This window comes from Teredinibacter sp. KSP-S5-2 (assembly GCF_032773895.1).
Lineage (GTDB): Bacteria > Pseudomonadota > Gammaproteobacteria > Pseudomonadales > Cellvibrionaceae.
Genome location: NZ_CP120416.1, coordinates 3,291,000 through 3,310,000 on the forward strand (window position 1 = coordinate 3,291,000; position 19,001 = coordinate 3,310,000).

16 protein-coding genes and 2 rRNA genes (1 of these 18 only partly in view) are annotated in these 19,001 nt (G+C 46.4%); 3 read left to right on the forward strand and 15 right to left on the reverse strand.

Annotation, left to right across the window (positions count from 1 at the left end; translation table 11 throughout):
• The 14 genes from tolR to P5V12_RS14180 form a co-directional block, all read right to left on the reverse strand.
• Positions 1-417: a protein TolR gene (gene tolR, locus P5V12_RS14115; protein ID WP_316953729.1), complete on the reverse strand. Its 417-nt coding sequence runs from the start codon at positions 415-417 to the stop codon at positions 1-3.
• Between the two features lie 12 nt (positions 418-429).
• Complete coding sequence (gene tolQ / locus P5V12_RS14120) at positions 430-1,119, reverse strand: protein TolQ (RefSeq protein WP_316953730.1); 690 nt, start codon at positions 1,117-1,119, stop codon at positions 430-432.
• Positions 1,116-1,535, reverse strand: coding sequence for a tol-pal system-associated acyl-CoA thioesterase (gene ybgC / locus P5V12_RS14125; protein WP_316953731.1), 420 nt, complete (start codon positions 1,533-1,535; stop codon positions 1,116-1,118). The genes tolQ and ybgC overlap by 4 nt, the downstream gene beginning before the upstream one ends.
• Before the next feature lie 19 nt (positions 1,536-1,554).
• Positions 1,555-2,565 carry a Holliday junction branch migration DNA helicase RuvB gene (gene ruvB / locus P5V12_RS14130; protein WP_316953732.1) on the reverse strand — a complete coding sequence of 337 codons (1,011 nt, stop codon included), beginning with the start codon at positions 2,563-2,565 and terminating at the stop codon, positions 1,555-1,557.
• A gap of 15 nt (positions 2,566-2,580) precedes the next feature.
• Positions 2,581-3,201, reverse strand: a complete 621-nt coding sequence (gene ruvA, locus P5V12_RS14135) for a Holliday junction branch migration protein RuvA (protein ID WP_316953733.1) — start codon at positions 3,199-3,201, stop codon at positions 2,581-2,583.
• An 18-nt stretch (positions 3,202-3,219) separates the two neighbouring features.
• Positions 3,220-3,741, reverse strand: coding sequence for a crossover junction endodeoxyribonuclease RuvC (gene ruvC, locus P5V12_RS14140; protein WP_316953734.1), 522 nt, complete (start codon positions 3,739-3,741; stop codon positions 3,220-3,222).
• A gap of 199 nt (positions 3,742-3,940) precedes the next feature.
• On the reverse strand, positions 3,941-4,603 hold the full coding sequence (locus P5V12_RS14145) for a sulfotransferase family 2 domain-containing protein (RefSeq protein WP_316953735.1): 663 nt from the start codon (positions 4,601-4,603) through the stop codon (positions 3,941-3,943).
• An 18-nt stretch (positions 4,604-4,621) separates the two neighbouring features.
• Positions 4,622-6,424 carry an asparagine synthase (glutamine-hydrolyzing) gene (gene asnB / locus P5V12_RS14150; RefSeq protein ID WP_316953736.1) on the reverse strand — a complete coding sequence of 601 codons (1,803 nt, stop codon included), beginning with the start codon at positions 6,422-6,424 and terminating at the stop codon, positions 4,622-4,624.
• 5 nt (positions 6,425-6,429) lie between these two features.
• Positions 6,430-7,545 (reverse strand): glycosyltransferase, encoded by a 1,116-nt coding sequence (locus tag P5V12_RS14155; protein ID WP_316953737.1) that lies wholly within the window; start codon positions 7,543-7,545, stop codon positions 6,430-6,432.
• A gap of 28 nt (positions 7,546-7,573) precedes the next feature.
• A complete protein-coding gene (locus tag P5V12_RS14160) occupies positions 7,574-8,698 on the reverse strand; it encodes a glycosyltransferase (protein ID WP_316953738.1) in 1,125 nt (374 codons plus the stop codon).
• Positions 8,699-8,963: 265 nt separating this feature from the next.
• Positions 8,964-9,078 (reverse strand): 5S ribosomal RNA (gene rrf / locus P5V12_RS14165).
• 232 nt (positions 9,079-9,310) lie between these two features.
• Positions 9,311-12,178 (reverse strand): 23S ribosomal RNA (locus P5V12_RS14170).
• A 462-nt stretch (positions 12,179-12,640) separates the two neighbouring features.
• Positions 12,641-13,735 carry a glycosyltransferase gene (locus P5V12_RS14175; RefSeq protein ID WP_316953739.1) on the reverse strand — a complete coding sequence of 365 codons (1,095 nt, stop codon included), beginning with the start codon at positions 13,733-13,735 and terminating at the stop codon, positions 12,641-12,643.
• A gap of 25 nt (positions 13,736-13,760) precedes the next feature.
• Positions 13,761-14,930 carry a hypothetical protein gene (locus P5V12_RS14180; RefSeq protein ID WP_316953740.1) on the reverse strand — a complete coding sequence of 390 codons (1,170 nt, stop codon included), beginning with the start codon at positions 14,928-14,930 and terminating at the stop codon, positions 13,761-13,763.
• Between the two features lie 261 nt (positions 14,931-15,191).
• Between P5V12_RS14180 and P5V12_RS14185 the strand changes: the two genes are divergently transcribed.
• From P5V12_RS14185 to hldE, 3 genes are read left to right on the forward strand one after another with little or no spacing between them, the layout of a single operon-like run.
• Positions 15,192-16,181, forward strand: coding sequence for a glycosyltransferase family 9 protein (locus P5V12_RS14185; protein WP_316953741.1), 990 nt, complete (start codon positions 15,192-15,194; stop codon positions 16,179-16,181).
• Positions 16,162-17,268, forward strand: a complete 1,107-nt coding sequence (locus tag P5V12_RS14190) for a glycosyltransferase (protein ID WP_316953742.1) — start codon at positions 16,162-16,164, stop codon at positions 17,266-17,268. The genes P5V12_RS14185 and P5V12_RS14190 overlap by 20 nt, the downstream gene beginning before the upstream one ends.
• Entirely contained in the window at positions 17,265-18,707 is a 1,443-nt protein-coding gene (hldE, locus tag P5V12_RS14195) for a bifunctional D-glycero-beta-D-manno-heptose-7-phosphate kinase/D-glycero-beta-D-manno-heptose 1-phosphate adenylyltransferase HldE (protein WP_316953743.1), read from the forward strand. The genes P5V12_RS14190 and hldE overlap by 4 nt, the downstream gene beginning before the upstream one ends.
• On the opposite strand, the gene P5V12_RS14200 is transcribed toward hldE, so the two are convergent.
• Positions 18,695-19,001, reverse strand: partial view of a diguanylate cyclase gene (locus tag P5V12_RS14200; RefSeq protein ID WP_316953744.1) — the final stretch only. Its footprint extends 866 nt past the window's final position; only the last 307 of its 1,173 coding nucleotides appear in the window; its start codon lies beyond the right edge, outside the window; its stop codon occupies positions 18,695-18,697. The genes hldE and P5V12_RS14200 overlap by 13 nt on opposite strands.

Here is a 19,001-nt window from a genome sequence, read left to right on the forward strand (position 1 = left end):
CTACTTAGGAGGATCAGTAACAAGACCGACAGAAGAGGCTCCAGCTTGTTGCAAAGCCGTCATCAAGTTCACCACGATTCCATAATCCACTTTATGATCACCCCATACAAGCACCGGTGTTTCCGGCTTTTGACGCAACACTTTGCTGACGGTCTCTTGAATTTCACCAATGGGCTTTGACTGTTCCTGCTTTCCCCCCAGGTTTATATAGAGTGTGCCATCTGTTTTGACTGAAACAATAAGCGGCTCTTCATCTTTATTGTCTAAAGGTGAAGATGGCGCCTGCGGTAGATCAACTTTCACTCCTTGCATAAGCAAAGGCGCGGTTACCATAAAAATAACCAATAAAACCAACATCACATCAATGTAGGGAACCACATTGATCTCCGCCATAGGTTTCTTTTTCTTGGATGCCATGTTGAACGACCTTTAAGGTTTTGAATGCACTTGGCGGTGTAAGATAGAAGAAAACTCTTCGGCAAAGGTTTCGTATTTACCGCTCAATGACTCTGCTCGAGCCGAAAAGCGGTTGTAAGCAAGTACCGCAGGAATAGCAGCAAACAATCCCATCGCGGTAGCCACTAGCGCTTCGGAAATACCCGGAGCAACCGTAGCCAAAGTTGCTTGCTGCACATTGGCCAAACCGCGGAACGAATTCATGATTCCCCATACGGTGCCAAACAGTCCGATATAAGGGCTCACCGATGCGACGCTGGCGAGAAAAGGTAGATTGGCCTCCAGCTTTTCTTCTTCCCGCGCAAGAGCAACCCGCATTGATCTCTGCGTGCCTTCCATAATGGCATCCGGTTCGGTCCCCGATTGCTGACGTAAACGGGAAAACTCCTTGAATCCCGCGCGGAAAATATTTTCCACTCCGCCAGAGTTATTTTGATTAGCCTTACTGTTTCCCTGACGATACAACTGGGTTAGATCAATACCAGACCAAAACTGTCTTTCGAACGCATCAAAGGCCGCTTTAGCACGAGTCTGGTAGATACCCCGCTGCACGATCATCACCCAGGACACAACCGATGCAAGAAATAACATTAACATCACCATCTGCACCAAAAGGCTGGCATTAGCGATCAAATGGAAAATGGAAAGCGGTTCCTGGCTCATGCAGAAAACTCCTCGAGATATTTATTCAGTTGCAACACCAACTCTGTGGGTAATGGAGCAGGTTCTGCAGTTTGTTCATTAATACAGGCAACTCGTACACGTCCTTCAGCCAGGACTTGCCCATCACGTAAAACCTTTTGGTGCATTATTATTGAACCGCGTTTCACTTTTTCGGGAAAGGTTGTCACCTGAATTTCGTCATCCAGTTTAGCTGAACGTCGGTAATCAATCTGTGCTGAAGCCACCACAACCAAAAAACCATCGGCAATAAAAGCCGCTTTGGGAAAACCCAGCTCCCGTAAAAATTCGGTGCGGGAACGCTCCATAAATTTCAAATAATTGGGATAGTAAACAATCCCCCCGGCATCAGTATCTTCGATATAGACCCGGATATTGATAGAAAATTCGTTTGTCACAACAACTCTGAATAGTTCGTTAATCGTTCTTCTTTGGGGTTAAACCAAAATGATCGTAGGCAAGTTGCGTGGCCATACGCCCTCTTGGTGTGCGGATAACATACCCTTGCTGTATCAAGTAGGGTTCCAATACATCTTCGATGGTATCCCGCTCTTCGCTAATGGCCGCCGCCAGATTATCTACACCAACCGGGCCGCCTTCAAATTTTTCAATCATGGAGAGAATCAAACGTCTATCCATGTGATCGAACCCTTGATGATCAACACCAAGCATATTCAATGCTCTGTCAGCCAAGTCCGAGGTCACAATCCCATCGCCTTTTACTTCCGAAAAGTCGCGAACACGACGAAGCAAACGGTTGGCAATTCTGGGGGTTCCCCTGGCTCTTCGGGCGACTTCGAAAGCCCCTTCCGGCTCCATTTGAATGCCCATAAGCGAGGCCGAGCGTTTCACGATATGAGTCAGGTCTTCCACATTGTAAAACTCCAGACGCTGTACGATACCAAACCGATCCCGCAACGGAGAAGTAAGCAGCCCCGCCCGAGTAGTTGCACCAACCAAAGTAAATGGCGGCAGATCGATTTTAATTGAGCGCGCCGCAGGGCCTTCACCAATCATGATATCAAGCTGGAAGTCTTCCATCGCCGGGTAGAGAACCTCTTCGACCACGGCGCTCAAACGGTGGATTTCATCAATAAATAACACATCACCCGGTTCAAGGTTGGTCATCATCGCAGCTAAATCACCTGCTTTTTCCAGCACTGGACCAGATGTGGTTTTCAGGTCTACGCCCATTTCCGCCGCGATAATATTGGCCAAGGTGGTTTTACCCAAACCGGGAGGGCCAAATACCAACGTATGATCAAGCGCTTCACCACGGCCCTTGGCAGCATGGATAAAGATATCCATCTGCTCCTTAACAACAGGCTGCCCGATGTAGTCTTTTAAGGTTTTTGGGCGAACAGCGCGATCGAGCATCTCTTCCTTGGGTTTTGCTCCGCCACTGATAATGCGATCTTCTTCAATCATGGAATAGCTCGTAGTTTACGCTGGTAACATGGATCTCAATGCAAGCCGAATAAGCTCTTCACTGGTTTGAACGTCGCTCGTATATGAACTCGCAACCACTTTGGCTGCATCGGTGGGCTTATACCCCAAGGCAACCAAAGCTGCTTCCGCATCGGCAATCAAAGTATTGGGGTCCAGCGGGTTATTATGTTCGATATTAATAATCCCTGCTTGAGCGGGCTCCGCAGCCTCTCCCCATCCTTTAAGCTTGTCTCTCATTTCGATGATTAAACGTTCCGCGGTTTTCTTACCCACTCCCGGTACTTTAACCAAAGCAGAGACATTATCTTGCATCACACAACGAACAAAATCGGTCGTTTCCATGGACATAATACCCACAGCCATTTTCGGGCCGACTCCGTTAATTTTGATTAACAGACGAAATAGTTCACGGTCTTTTTTATTGATAAAGCCAAAAAGCTGCTGTGCGTTTTCACTGACCGAAAAGTGGGTATACAGTGTCACAGATTCCCCGGCTGCGGGCAGCTGGAAGAACGTGGTCATGGGTGACTGCACTTCGTAGCCAACCCCGTTTACATCGACCAAAAGCCAAGGCGCAAGCTTTTCAATTAATGTTCCGGAAAGGAAACCAATCATAATTCTGACCTATACCAATTAACGAAGGCGTCCGGCTTTATAGCGACCACGCCCGGCAAGACTAATAAGGTGTTTTTGGGTGTTTGCATGGCATATAGCAACAGCAAGTGCATCCGCCGCGTCTTCTTGTGGGGTTTTAGTCAAGCCAAGCATGGTTTTCACCATATGCTGGACTTGGAATTTGTCGGCAGCCCCGGTTCCGACCACAGATTGTTTTACTTTTCGCGCTTCATACTCAGCAACAGGTAAATCACAATTCATTGCCGCAACTATAGCCGCGCCCCGCGCCTGGCCAAGTTTAAGCGCGGAACCCGCACTTTTTGACATAAAAACCTGTTCAATGGCGAATTCATTGGGAGAATATGTGTGAATAACTTCAGAGACAGAATCAAAGATGAGCTTTAATCGCTCTGGCAACAAGTAGGTTTCGGGGATGCGAATAACGCCGCTGGAAACATACGCCAGCTTGCCACTTTGCACTGTGATCACCCCAAACCCTGTTTTTCTTGACCCGGGATCTATCCCAAGAATGGTCTGCATATCTGTATTTATATTCAGTAGTTTATGGGGAGTTTTTCAGTATTAGCAATCCCAGTCAAGGCCTAATTCGCCCGAGAGAGCAGCGTTGTACGGGGAAGACATCAAAAACCGCCTATTTAAAGATGAACTGACCGGACTAACGGAACATCTAAACGTGTTTTTGAAACGATTATGCCACTCTAGTATATATTTTGTTCAGCTAGACGTTAGGTTGGTCATAATTATATGCCAACATCTCAATATCCTTCGCAAAATGCTTAGCGACCATTTCCGCTGTGTCGTCGGCAAAATACTCTCGATAGTCCTTACCACGCTTACCTTTACGTTTATGGGGCAAACTTATTGAGACACCAATATGATCACAGACCGCTTTGAAATCCTCCTCTATTCGCTCATACCTGCCAATAAAGTCCATCTGCGAATTACCGTGTAAGTCCACCAGATAATCTGACTGAAGAGATAGTGACGTATCAATATGATATTGATAGGGGCGCTCCGGGTTAAACTTCCAGCGCATAAACTCGTTAAAATCCGTTATACCATTCATAAACTGAGGGCGTTCTCGCTGTATATGGTGGAACGAACTTACTTGCAAATCCCAAGGGTTTCTAACAAAGGCAAACTTATATAACTGATTAAAAAACTCTTCTGGCAGCATTTCTTTAGCGGCAATAATGTGTGAATGCCGGGGGAATTTCATACCCAGTTTATGGCCGGTCAAACCGCTAATTTTATGTGCGGGCCACATCAAATAGTACATAGGGTCTTTCCAACGCAAGGTATTCAACGCCGCGCGCACACTCGTACCACCGGTTTTAGCAATATGAACAAATAAAAAATTATATTTATGGGAAAGTAACATAGTTTTCTCTAAAGATGATTAAACCCAGTCTAGCGGGTTTTCTATCGGCGATGGCGCCCGAGCTGGCTGCTCGACAAATAACCGGTACCAAATTGCAAATTGCATTAATCCCCATATTTCCCGGGACAGGTTCTGTCCGTTCTGGTGAGAATGAATCACGGATTTTACACCCTCAACGGACAAATGGGCTTTGATTCCTGGATTTGAACATAGCTTTTGTCCAAGCTGATCAACAAAATCACCGGTCATCCATTCCCGAACGGGAACATAAAAACCTTTTTTCGGCTTTTGTAAATGCTCACGAGGCAACACTTTATTCGCCCACTGACGGACAAACCACTTCCCTCTTTTGGCCGGGTATTTCAACTCATCCGGCAGTGATAAACCAAACTCCACAATTCGGTGATCCGCAAAAGGCACTCGCCCTTCCAGGCTGAAGGACATCATCATCCTGTCGGCTTTGACAAATAAGTTGTCAGGCAATGCGCTCACCAGATCTACATACTGTGCTTTTTGCATCCGGCTCCAGTTTTTGGGTAATGATTTCCATAACTGGGTGTAGTGCGCGCGAATATCAATTTGTTTAATTCTATCTGGAAAGACTTGCGCTTGAGCGGTGCGATTCCATTGGCCTCGGGTTTTTATTCCCCCGGCACCAAAGATCATCGACTTGAGTTTGTTTTCTAAAGTGGGCGCATAGCGCCGATAGCCCGCGAAGGATTCGTCACCACCTTCACCGGAAAACACCACTTTTAATTCTTTTCCAGCAACTTCCGATAACAGCGATGTCGGTAACGATGCGTAATCTCGCATTAAGTCGTCTGCGGCCCAGATGCTATACACAATACGTTGAAACAAATCATCGCGACCAACACGAATAGATTGATGATCCGCGCCAAAATGTTTTGCCAGTATTTCGGCGTCTTGAACTTCGTCTTTCAGTGTTGTCCCAGAGTAACCAATAGAATATGTTTTTAATCCCTGCCCTTTACGCTTAGCTAACTCTGCCAACAACAAGGATGAGTCAATACCACCAGAAAGGAACAACCCGAAAGGGACATCCGCTCGCATATGCTCGGTCATGACTTGATCAAACAACGGCTCAAACGCAGTTACTGCATCCTCATAATCAATTTCTTGCGGGGTAACAGCAGAGGCATCCCAGTACTTCTCATGGCGAACTCCGCCGTTGGCAACCACCAAGTATTCACCGGGCAATACTCGCGATATACCGCGGAATATGGTCTCCCGACCGGTATTAAACTGGTACTGAAAGAAGTGAATAAGCGATTCGTCATGTATCTCTGGCGAAGAATCCAGTAAAGGTAGTAACGCTTTTATCTCGGAAGCAAAAAAAACGCCTTCGGATGTTTCCGCATAAAAAAGCGGTTTAATGCCTAGACGGTCTCGACAAAGAATCAGTTCTTCGGTTTGACTATCGTATAAGGCGAACGCGTACATACCATTTAAACGATTAAACCCGTCCAAACCAAACTGTTGATACACCTGCAGTATCGCTTCCGAATCCGACCGGCTTAATGTACTTCCGAGGATTGACGAATCTATTTGATCGCGGATTTCGATGTAATTATAAACTTCGCCGTTCGCCACCAGATGCAGGGTCTTTTCTGCATTTTGCAGCGGCTGTTTGCCACCTTCCAAATCAATAATGGACAACCGGGAATGCGCCAGGCCCAGGCGATCCAGTGAGAAGATATCGGACTCGTCTGGTCCGCGGTGATATAAAGTCGCGACTGACTTTTCTAGCTTGTCAGTAGGAAAATGACCTTGCCAAGTGATACCACCAGCTATTCCACACACGTGAATTATTTCCCTAACAGAAGCGCCAGATAACGCGCTGCGCTGATCGGCGAATGGTATTCTTTCACGGCTTCTTGTAACTCTGTCGAAGATAACGGGTGATCCAAAGTCGACATAATTTGCGTAGCCATATCCTGATAATCGCCCATTTCAATTAATGGACCGTATTTGCCTTCGTCCAAAACTTCATTTGGACCACTAGGGCAGCGAGTAGAAACAGAAGGCACACCGAGCGCCAGCGCTTCAGATAACGCATTGGGTGACCCCTCCCAACGGGAAGACAATACAAACACACTTGCACGCGACAACCACGCCCCTGGATTGGCTTGAAAGCCAGGCATCAAAACAGAATCCTGAAGCTTCAAATTTGCAACCAGTATTTCCAAATCTTTTCTGAGGGAGCCATCTCCCAGAATAATCAACCGAACATCCCTTTTCTGCTTTACGATATGAAACGCTTTAATAAGCGTTTCAAAATCTTTTTGTACGCTAAGGCGCCCGATACCCATAATGACATCCGGTTGATTCGCCTCTAACCACTCATGTGGCACGGGCTCTGCTGCTGCACTGTAGAACGATTCAGTGATTACCGGATTACGAATAACGTGTATATTTTCTGGATTGATTTGAGTGATCGACAAAGTATCTTGCCTAACACCTTCAGATACCGCGATTACCGCATCCGCTTTTTTATATAGTCGCTTCATTGGCGCAGTTCTTAACCAAGCCTGAAATCGATTTTTATGTTTTAGCGCTGTTGAAAGGTTTGTGCCCAGGCGAATACAAATTCGAGTATCCACTCCCGCCAGACTTCTTGCCCGTAACGCAGCTCTGCCAGCACGATCTTTCGCCACCAACATTGCATCAGGCTGTGAGTTTTTCAGATATTTTACGATTTCGGGAATGGCTGTCAGCGTGTGTTTCGCCGTTAACGAGATAACATTAACGTTATCTGGAATATCACGAAAATGTGGGCCTGATGCACGAATAACAAGTAAATCAAGAGATTGGACTTTCTGCGCAAATTCTCTGACCAAACTCATCACCATGCGCTCTACCCCTCCCGCACCGGAGAATGATATGAGAACGGCAAGATGCTTATGGGCAGTTTGATTTGACATTTAAATGATTATTTCAGTGAAACAGCTATTATGCTGTGCGTTTATCGTTTAGTGAAGAGATATATCTTAAATACTGATCACCGATTACCGGTACGGAAAAGTGCTCTGCGGCGTATTGTTTTAACTTATTTCGGTCCGTAGATTTGTCCAACCAGGATAGTAATGCTTTAGCATAACAAGCAGGGTCAAATGTACTGACAACCTCTCCGAGAAAATCCTCAAGAAGTATTTCCTCCGGCCCACCGCAGGGTGTTGAGACTACGGGTGTACCACTGGCCAATGCTTCCACAACCACATTTCCAAACCCTTCAAAAGAAGACGACATTGCAAAAACTTGGGACGCACTAATATAAGGAAATGGATTATTTTTGTGCCCTAACATCGTGATATCCTGCGAAAACACTGACTCGTCAGCGCGACGCCTCACTGCATCGCCCTCGGGTCCATCACCGATAATAACTAGTTGGCAATCCTTCTCTTTTCGCACAATGTCAAAACTGTCGATGAGAAAAGTCATATTTTTTTGTTCAACAATGTGTCCAACAGTAATAATTGTTGGCTTTTTAAACTCAATCCTCTCGTTATATTCCGCTAACTTTTGCTCCAGGTTTTTATCAAAAACCGGGTTAAGAATGTAATCAATTTTCTGAAATGCAATCCCAGTAATTTCGCTCAGATCTGTCGCTGCGGCTTTTGATACCGCGATAATCCCATCCAGCTTAGGATAAAGCTTAGCCATTCTGGCAATACGTTTTTCCCGCTTTTTTTGAGATAAAGGAAGGTACTCTTGACTGTGGATATTATGGACTTGTGGAATGAGGAGAGGCTTACTTGTGCTGAGTTTACAAGCGTTGTAGCACAAGCGACCTAAACGTTCGTTGGCGATGATAATTGCATCTGGCTTGAAACGATTAATCAAACGGACGGTTTCGAATACACCCGTAAACTGGTGGGTGGTTTTCAGTTCCACAATAGCATTCTGATCTTCAATCTCGTCTTTGTAACCACGAGACAAATCTCCAACCCAGACAGATACCTGAAGGCCCAAAGACAAATAATAATTAGTTAAACGAACAATATTTCGACCAATGCCACCATCCAAATAGGCACAAATAAACACAACACGTTGAATCTCTGGTCTATCTTTGGCCATATTCATTTAACTAGATGCATTGGAAAAAGTATTAAGGTGCATCCTAAACCATTTAATAGCCAAACTCACGGAGAGTATTGTTCCATTTTGTTGTTTTACGTTCGACAACAAAAAACCGAAACATTTATCAAATGTTTTAAGAAATATCTGGAAGGTCGGGCATTGTTCATACGTAGCCCTCAATAAATTTGTCTTCAATGTCCCCTTAATAAAAGACAACAAAAAACCCCAGGCTCGTTAGAACCTGGGGTTTCTTTATTTAGAAGCCTGACGATGACCTACTCTCACATGGGATCTCCCACACTACCATCGGCGATGCATCGTTTCACTTCTGAGTTCGGGATGGGATCAGGTGGTTCCAATGCTCTAATGTCGTCAGGCAAAGCTGTATAGGCGGTGTATGTCTTATGTTCTATTGAACTGCACTTACCTACCTAAATAGGGTGGCGGATTGAATAAGTTTTTTGCAACTTTGCTCATAGTGTTGGATTACTCTTACCTTTCGGTTTGCTTATCCAGACAATATCTTTGCTCTTGCGTGTGTCACACTTAGCTTCGATTATTTAATAATTTTGTTGCTTAACTTCAACATAACTTAATCAGTTCTGTTATATGGTCAAGCCTCACGGGCAATTAGTACTGGTTAGCTCAACGCCTCACAGCGCTTCCACACCCAGCCTATCAACGTCGTAGTCTTCAACGGCCCTTCAGGGGGTCAAGCCCCAGGGAAAGCTAATCTTGAAGGAGGCTTCCCGCTTAGATGCTTTCAGCGGTTATCCCGTCCGAACGTAGCTACCCGGCAATGCTTCTGGCGAAACAACCGGAACACCAGAGGTTCGTTCACTCCGGTCCTCTCGTACTAGGAGCAACTCTTCTCAACTTTCCAACGCCCACGGCAGATAGGGACCGAACTGTCTCACGACGTTCTAAACCCAGCTCGCGTACCACTTTAAATGGCGAACAGCCATACCCTTGGGACCGGCTTCAGCCCCAGGATGTGATGAGCCGACATCGAGGTGCCAAACACCGCCGTCGATGTGAACTCTTGGGCGGTATCAGCCTGTTATCCCCGGAGTACCTTTTATCCGTTGAGCGATGGCCCTTCCATACAGAACCACCGGATCACTAAGACCTACTTTCGTACCTGCTCGACGTGTCTGTCTCGCAGTCAAGCGCGCTTGTGCCTTTACACTAACCTCATGATTTCCGACCATGATTAGCGCACCTTCGTGCTCCTCCGTTACTCTTTGGGAGGAGACCGCCCCAGTCAAACTACCCACCATACACTGTCTCCGATCCCGATAAGGGACCTGGGTTAGAACCTCAAACATATCAGGCTGGTATTTCAAGATTGGCTCCACGTAAACTAGCGTCTACGCTTCAAAGCCTCCCAGCTATCCTACACAAATAGGCTCAAAGTTCAGTGCAAAGCTGTAGTAAAGGTTCACGGGGTCTTTCCGTCTAGCCGCGGGAACACAGCATCTTAACTGCGATTTCAATTTCACTGAGTCTCGGGTGGAGACAGCGTGGCCATCGTTACGCCATTCGTGCAGGTCGGAACTTACCCGACAAGGAATTTCGCTACCTTAGGACCGTTATAGTTACGGCCGCCGTTTACCGGGGCTTCGATCAAGAGCTTCGCATAAGCTAACCCCATCAATTAACCTTCCGGCACCGGGCAGGCGTCACACCCTATACGTCCACTTACGTGTTTGCAGAGTGCTATGTTTTTAATAAACAGTCGCAGCCACCTGGTTACTTCGACCGCCAACAGCTTACGGAGCAAGTCCGATCACCGTCAGCGGCGTACCTTCTCCCGAAGTTACGGTACTATTTTGCCTAGTTCCTTCACCCGAGTTCTCTCAAGCGCCTTGGTATTCTCTACCTGATCACCTGTGTCGGTTTGGAGTACGGTCAACTGTTACCTGAAGCTTAGAAGATTTTCTTGGAAGCAGGGCATCAACAGCTTCGCTCAAAAAAGAGCTCGTCATCACCTCTCAGCCTTAGGATCCCGGATTTGCCTAAGATCCCAGCCTACAAGCTTTCACGTGGACAACCAACGCCACGCCTGCCTAGCCTTCTCCGTCCCTCCATCGCAGTAACAGTCGGTGCAGGAATATTAACCTGCTTCCCATCGACTACGCATTTCTGCCTCGCCTTAGGGGCCGACTAACCCTGTCCCGATTAGCGTTGGACAGGAAACCTTGATCTTCCGGCGAGGGAGTTTTTCACTCCCTTTATCGTTACTCATGTCAGCATTCGCACTTCTGATACCTCCAGCAGACTTCTCAATCCACCTTCACAGGCTTACAGAACGCTCCCCTACCATACTCGAAAGTATCCGCAGCTTCGGTTACCAATTTTAGCCCCGTTACATCTTCCGCGCAGGCCGACTCGACTAGTGAGCTATTACGCTTTCTTTAAAGGGTGGCTGCTTCTAAGCCAACCTCCTAGCTGTCTAAGCCTTCCCACATCGTTTCCCACTTAATTGGTATTTGGGACCTTAGCTGGCGGTCTGGGTTGTTGCCCTCTTGACGACGGACGTTAGCACCCGCCGTCTGTCTGCCATGATTGCACTCCTCGGTATTCGGAGTTTGCATGGGGTTGGTAAGTCGGGATGACCCCCTAGCCCAAACAGTGCTCTACCCCCGAGGGTGAGACATGACGCACTACCTAAATAGTTTTCGGGGAGAACCAGCTATCTCCGGGCTTGATTAGCCTTTCACTCCGACCCACAGGTCATCCCCTAACTTTTCAACGTTAGTGGGTTCGGTCCTCCAGTCAGTGTTACCTAACCTTCAACCTGCCCATGGGTAGATCGCCCGGTTTCGGGTCTATTGCATGCGACTCACGCCCTATTAAGACTCGATTTCTCTACGGCTCCCCTACACGGTTAACCTTGCCACATACAATAAGTCGCTGACCCATTATACAAAAGGTACGCGGTCACTCCGAAGAGCTCCCACTGCTTGTATGCACACGGTTTCAGGTTCTATTTCACTCCCCTCACAGGGGTTCTTTTCGCCTTTCCCTCACGGTACTGGTTCACTATCGGTCAGCTGGGAGTATTTAGCCTTGGAGGATGGTCCCCCCATCTTCAGTCAGAATATCACGTGTTCCGACCTACTTAATATGTCCAATATGAAGCTTCGCATACGGGGCTATCACCCTCTATTGCCAAACTTTCCAGAATGTTCTGCTACTTCATATTGAATCGGCTGGTCCCCGTTCGCTCGCCGCTACTAAGGGAATCTCGGTTGATTTCTTTTCCTCCGGGTACTTAGATGTTTCAGTTCCCCGGGTTCGCCTCACTAACCTATGTATTCAGTTAGTGATACCCGCAAGCGGGTGGGTTCCCCCATTCAGAAATGCTAGGATCAAAGCTTGTGTGCCAGCTCCCCTAGCCTTATCGCAGGCTCCTACGTCTTTCATCGCCTCCAGCTGCCAAGGCATCCACCGTGTGCACTTATTCACTTGACCATATAACACAAGTGACTAAGTTAATGTTCGCAACTTATTAAATTCTGCTTTGCTTCAGCTTCTTCATGACCTCATCTAATCAGTGGCTAAACCAATTAAATACTGCAAAATCACTCCAATTCGCCAAAGACCCACAGTCGATAACTAAGTGTCTCTACACATATGTTTGAATGCAATCGCAACGATATTACACCGGATAAGCGTACTTGAGTTAATCTCAATCACTACTTAAGTGCAATGTTACAACTTATTCTTTCCACCTTGTTAAAGAGCTTCTTGTTGGGCGACGCCATCAAGAGGAGGCGTATCTTACACTCAGATGACGGAGAGTCAAGATTTTTTTTAAGAATTTTTAATATATTTTTCTGTCGTCGTAAAACTCATGAAATATAGAGGAAAAATCACTCACCCCTCTCTTTCAAAAATATTCATGTCGACTTTGTCAATAAAAAACTGACTTACTCAGAACCCCATTGACTCCAAATATTTATCCGTGCTTTTGCTCACTGTATATGGAAGAGATGCCTGCTTTAACTCCTCAACTGAACACTTGGGGCTGTCTAAAGATTGCTCGATGGATTTCGCCAGCGCATCACTGTCTCCAACGGGAGAAAGATAACCAAGCTTGCCGTACCCCAAAATTTCACGAGGACCGCCCAAGCATTCCGTCGCCGCAACGGGAACACCAAGATAATGCGCCTCAATAAGCACCATCCCAAAACCTTCAAATGTTGCCGTATGAACCAGCAACGACGACTTTGCGATGTAAGCATAGGGATTACTCACAAAACCCAGTAGCTCAACACAGTCCTGCAAACCAAGTTTTGCAATCAACGCTTCTAACGCAGCTTTTTCTGTCCCTCGCCCCAAAATAACTAGACGACACGCTCGCCTATCTCTTACTTTGGCGAACGCTTTTATCAATGTGACATGATCTTTACGCGGACTTAGCTCACCGACAGCAATTATCACAGGAACAGTTTGATCCTGAAACCAGGGGTGAGCTACAGGTTCAACAGCCTGTTTATCCACATGCTCACCAACAATAGGGAGAGGAACAACCTGGATCTGCTCTCGACTAAGCGTAGTGATATCAGCTAAATCATCGGCGGCATCAATTGATGGAACAATAATGCTATGCGCTTTCGGATACAGTTTATTCATCGAAAACTTGTGTAGCAAAACCTCCATCCAGGATCGATTTTTCAAATTAATCGACATGATCGTCCCGGAACTCACTACTACCCGGGTATTTACTTTGGCAATTCTAACCGCCAGCAAAGCCACTCGATTTGCTCGGTCTTTATCAGCAAAAAGCACATCAGGCTTTTCTTTTTTTAGATAGCTCACCACACCAAGCAAGCACGTTAATGTGTGTTTACTCCCCATATCGATTCGGCGAAAGTTGTCAGAATCCAAATCAATATATGGGCCATGCTTACGCACTGTAAGTAAGTCTACGCTGTATCCCCTCTTGCACAACTCGGGAAACAAGAACGCCATCGATCTGTCAACACCGCTATGACCAGACGTTGATAAGAAAAAAGCTATTTTCATTCAGGTTAGTTTCTCGCAGAAGGGGTTAAACAGATTCGGCATTGCTCAGAACTGACGCAACAATTTCATAAAACGTATTGGCCACACCCTGAGCACTAAACCCCTCCATCTGAGCAAATCGCCCCTGATAAGACTGCATACCCGGCCGCAGTTTTTCCGCCACATCCAGACCGTTAGCAATAGCCTGGGCAGTGTATTCCGTAATCGACACGGCAGAATCAGGAAACCGACCAACCAGCATATCAACAGGGCTATTCGGCGGCGTAATTGCCAGAACAGGTCGGTTAACTGTCAAATACTCAATAATTTTTGTTGGAGTAAACACCGGCTCATCGATATTAGCATCCAGACAAATTAGCAAAGACGACTTCTCCATGCTGGCAAGAACGTTATCGGTATAAGGTAAAATAATTGCCCGCCCCTCTAATTTATAGTGGTGAATGAGCGGCTCCAGATACTTAGCTGAAGCACCAACAAAATTAAGTGTTGCATCCGGATACTGCTCAAGAAAAAGGGCAAACCCTTGCAACAGAGGGTCAGCGGGACGGAATTTACTGACTGCACCAATATGATAAAACTGCTTTTCCTCGCGCACATCAGATAAAACCTCAGGCGCACGAGTAACGTGAGGCAACACTGCAGTTGGAGTTTGATCAAACGAAATATTTTTTTTCTGATAAGGAATTGTCTGCTGGTTAGTAAAAGTGACCACGTCAGCGCGTCTAACCATTTTCTGAACGCCCTTTAGAAACTCTTGATCAGGCTGTGGCTCATTGGGGGGAGGAAAAGGGTCACTTAAGTGAAGCATAAGTGGTCGGCTATATTTCTCCGCCAACTCGTAAGCGGGAACCCAACTGGCATGGGGCCATGCCCGACCGTAAAACACATCGGGCACTTCAGCCCCTCTCAAAACCGTATCGGCAACCTTTCTTCCCCATTGATAATAATTGTTCGGAATATGTCCATTTAATCTTGCCCATAGTGCAGTTACTGAGCGGAACTCACGGAAACCGCTAGGGTATGATCGAACCGTCAATTTCGGATGCGTATAGTCAAGCGAGGACTTGGATGAAGTGAACAGCGTTATTTTATGACCATCATCCAAAAGTGCACGAATAAGCCTTCCGGTACAAATCCCCTCAGGTCGAGAGTCGAAGAAAACAGAAACGATACCAATGTGATATTTCGAGGACATAGAACCCCTTACGCGAACAGTTATGTGTCTATAATTCCATCGATCCTGAGCGATCTACACGCCCAAAACATGCCAAAATACAAGAAAGCTGTCGAAATATGTTTTCAACGTTAGCTTATTGATGGTCGATCAGTATAATGACCGACTGACTTAATCGACTGATCGACAACACTCCCAAGATATATAAGACCCGCTATGGTAAAGCATTCGAGAGCGAAATCTATATTAATCGTTAGATTAAGTGCCATAGGGGATATTGTCATGGCCAGCCCCGTCGCGTCAGTGATCAAGAAAAAATCTCCTGAAACCCAAGTTGTCTGGATAACCCAGGCGGAGTGCGCTGATTTACTCAAAGAAAATCCTCATATCGATGAAGTGATTGTTTGGGATAAAAAACAGTGGCGGACGCTCTGGAGGAAAAAACAATTCTTCCAACTTTGGCAAGAAATAAAGCGCTTTCGGGAAAAACTTCAAAACTACCAGTTTGATGTCGCCATTGACCTCCAGGGCTTGTTTAAAAGCGGCTTCATTGCTCGCCTTAGTGGAGCGAAGCAACGCATAGGCCTCGGCTCAAAAGAGGGCAGTTACTGGTTAATGACCAAAACGGTATCGCGGGATTTGGGAGATCAAAGTCTGATCGGATCCGAATATCGATACCTACTGAATCAACTCGGTTACGACGACAGTATTTGGGAAATGTACGTTCACAGCACAAAACCCAAGCTGGATGACACAACATTAGAAGAAGGCGACGACTACTTAGCCATATGCCCCTTCACCACACGCCCGCAAAAACACTGGATTAATGATCATTGGGTTCAATTATGCTTAAGAATCCGCGGCCGCTATCAACTGAAAACCGTTATTCTGGGTGGACCGGGTGACGGAGAGAAGGCTGAAGAAATCGCTCGCAGCTGCGGCGCGATAAACATGGCCGGAAAAACAAGCCTGGCCGAAGCATCATACCTAATTAAAAACGCCAAACTGGTAATTGGTGTAGATACCGGATTAACCCACATGGGGCACGCACACAAAGTGCCAACCATCGCCCTCTTTGGGTCAACATGCCCTTATAATTTTGTCGGCAATGAAACCAGTAAAGTCATTTACCTGGAAAAAGACTGCTCACCATGCAGAAGAAACCCCAGTTGCGACCAGCGCTTTGACTGCATGAGAGAGATTTCTCCTGACCGCGTTCTGGCAGAAATTAAGCCCTTGATGAAATCACACTATGAAAATACTTCACCTTGAAACAGGTAAGCACCTGTATGGTGGAGCGAAACAAGTTCAGTTCATCATAGAAGGCTTACAACAACACGGTGTGCACAATGTTCTGTGTTGCCCACAAGATGCAGCAATCGGAGCTGAGTGCGAATCCATGGGCATAAGAACCCGTTACACGAAAAGCGCCGGAGACCTGGATTTAAAATTTCTTTTTCAACTGTTAAAGATACTAAAAGAAGAGCAACCAGACCTCGTACACTTGCACAGCCGTAGAGGCGCAGACGTTCTGGGCGCTCTAGCCTGCCACAAAAGACACATACCCTGCGTCTTATCACGTCGTGTCGACAACCCGGAACCTCAATGGCTGGCAAAACAAAAATACAAACTGTACGACCATGTCATCACGATTTCAGAAGGAATAAAAAACGTTCTGGTCGGTGAAGGTGTACCCGAGTCGCATATCACCTGTGTGCGATCTGCAGTTAAAGCCGATTTATACCAATCACCGAAATCGAAAGAAGCCTTCAACTCGGAATTCAATCTAACTTCCGAAAACATAAACATAGGTATAGTCGCTCAACTGATATACCGAAAAGGCCACCGCTATATATTTTCCTCAATTCAAGCATTAGCAGAAAAACACCCAAATATAAAACTACTGGTATTCGGTAAAGGCCCCTTAGAAGAACAGTTAAAAGAGTCTGCAAAAAAACTAAAAATCGAGTCAGTCATTCAGTTTTGCGGTTTCAGGTCAGACTTATCTGACTGGCTTGGCAATCTGGATATTCTTGTTCACCCGGCAGATATGGAAGGCCTTGGCGTTTCTCTTGTGCAGACCGCAGCCGCGGGCGTACCGATTATCGGCAGCGCAGCGGGAGGCATTCCAGAAATTGTCAGGCATAACGAAAACGGCTTTTTAATCAAGCCAGGCGACGTGTCTGCGCTTACAAACTTTCTGCAACAACTGATTACCACCCCTGAACTAAGAGCTCAAATGGGAGCCCATGGAAAAAGCATTGCAGAAAAAGAATTTTCTGTTGATGTTATGGTCCAGGGAAATTTAAACGTATACAAAAGCGTCTTAAAGAAACACAACCTTGGAGAAAACCAATGACGAAAGCGTTACCCAATTTTAGTCAAGCAAACATACTCGTCATCGGCGACATCATGCTTGATCGATATTGGTCGGGCTCGACATCAAGAATTTCTCCCGAAGCTCCGGTTCCCGTTGTCAGAATAAACGATACAGATAACCGTCTTGGTGGCGCAGCCAACGTTGCCAAAAATCTGTCGGCACTCGGATGTCACGTTACACTCTGCGGGCTAATAGGAAACGATGAAGCGGGTATCGAGGTCCAGCGCATACTGGAAGCCTCACAAATCAAAAGCAGCCTGTACTCAACCCCCGACTTTAGAACCATCACCAAGCTTCGAATTATCAGCCAGCACCAACAGCTTATCCGCCTGGATTTTGAAGACTCACCCAATTCAACATCCAGCACCCTTTACCAAAACGACATCAACAACATGGTCGCCAACCAAGACCTTGTTATTATTTCGGATTACGCAAAAGGTACCGTCACCGATTGCCAGCCAATTATTGATGCGTGCAACAAACGCAACATAACCGTTCTGGTTGACCCTAAAGGAACCGACTTCGCCCGCTATTCTGGTGCATCAATACTGACACCAAATCTTTCCGAACTGGAAGGTGTTGTTGGCAAAACTCAATCACTAGAAGAAGCTTTTGAAAAAGCTGGCCAGCTCTGCTCAGAACTAAATATCAAATCAATACTGATCACCCTGAGCGAAAAAGGCATGGCCCTGATCTCAACCGATGCAGCCCCGTTCCACATCCCGACACAAGCAAAAGAAGTATTTGATGTAACCGGTGCGGGCGATACTGTTATTGCCTCTCTCGCCGCCTCTCTTGCGGTTGGAGCCGAAAGCCAAACAGCCATGCGTGTCGCCAACGCTGCTGCAGGTGTCGCAGTAGGAAAAATAGGAACCGCAACAGTAACGCCAGAAGAAATCCAGTCAGCACTAGGCGATCACATACACAAACTGGAAACAGGCGTAATGCCATTAGACAAACTGCTTAAGCAGTTACCCCTGTGTCGCAGTGAAGGCGAAAAAATCGTATTTACCAATGGCTGCTTTGACCTTATCCACGCAGGCCACATACGTTACTTACAACAGGCCGCAGCTTTGGGTGACAGACTGGTAATAGGCGTGAACACGGATACATCAATCCGCAAGCTTAAGGGCGATAGCAGACCCATCGTCCCGCAAGAAGAGCGAATGGAGGTTCTGGCAAGCTTACGTTGCGTAGACTGGGTTATCCCTTTTGAAGATGAAACGCCGATAGAGCTGATCACAAAGATTCTGCCAGACTACCTTGTCAAAGGCGGTGACTATCAAGTCGAAAAAATCGTTGGCTACAACGAAGTTAAATCGAATGGTGGAGAAACGGTCGTCATGCCCTTTGTAAGCGGCTGCTCAACCACATCTATTATTGAAAAAATTCAGAGCCTCAAAGATCAAGAAACATAAGATACGCGGTTTCTACCTTCAGATTTCGCTTTATACAATTGCTCATCTGCCAACCGAACAAGATCTTCCGGCTTATTTTCCTCAGAAGGAGATAAGCTGGAAACCCCAAAGCTCATGGTAATAATATCGCTGACGTATGACTCTTGATTCGGTATTTTTAGCTCTAGCACAACCTGCCTAAGCCGCTCCGCCAACAAAACAGCATTTTCCAGACTGGTCTCCGCCATTAACACAGCAAACTCCTCGCCGCCAACTCTGGCCACAAAATCCGTTCCATGTCTCACCTCATTTTCC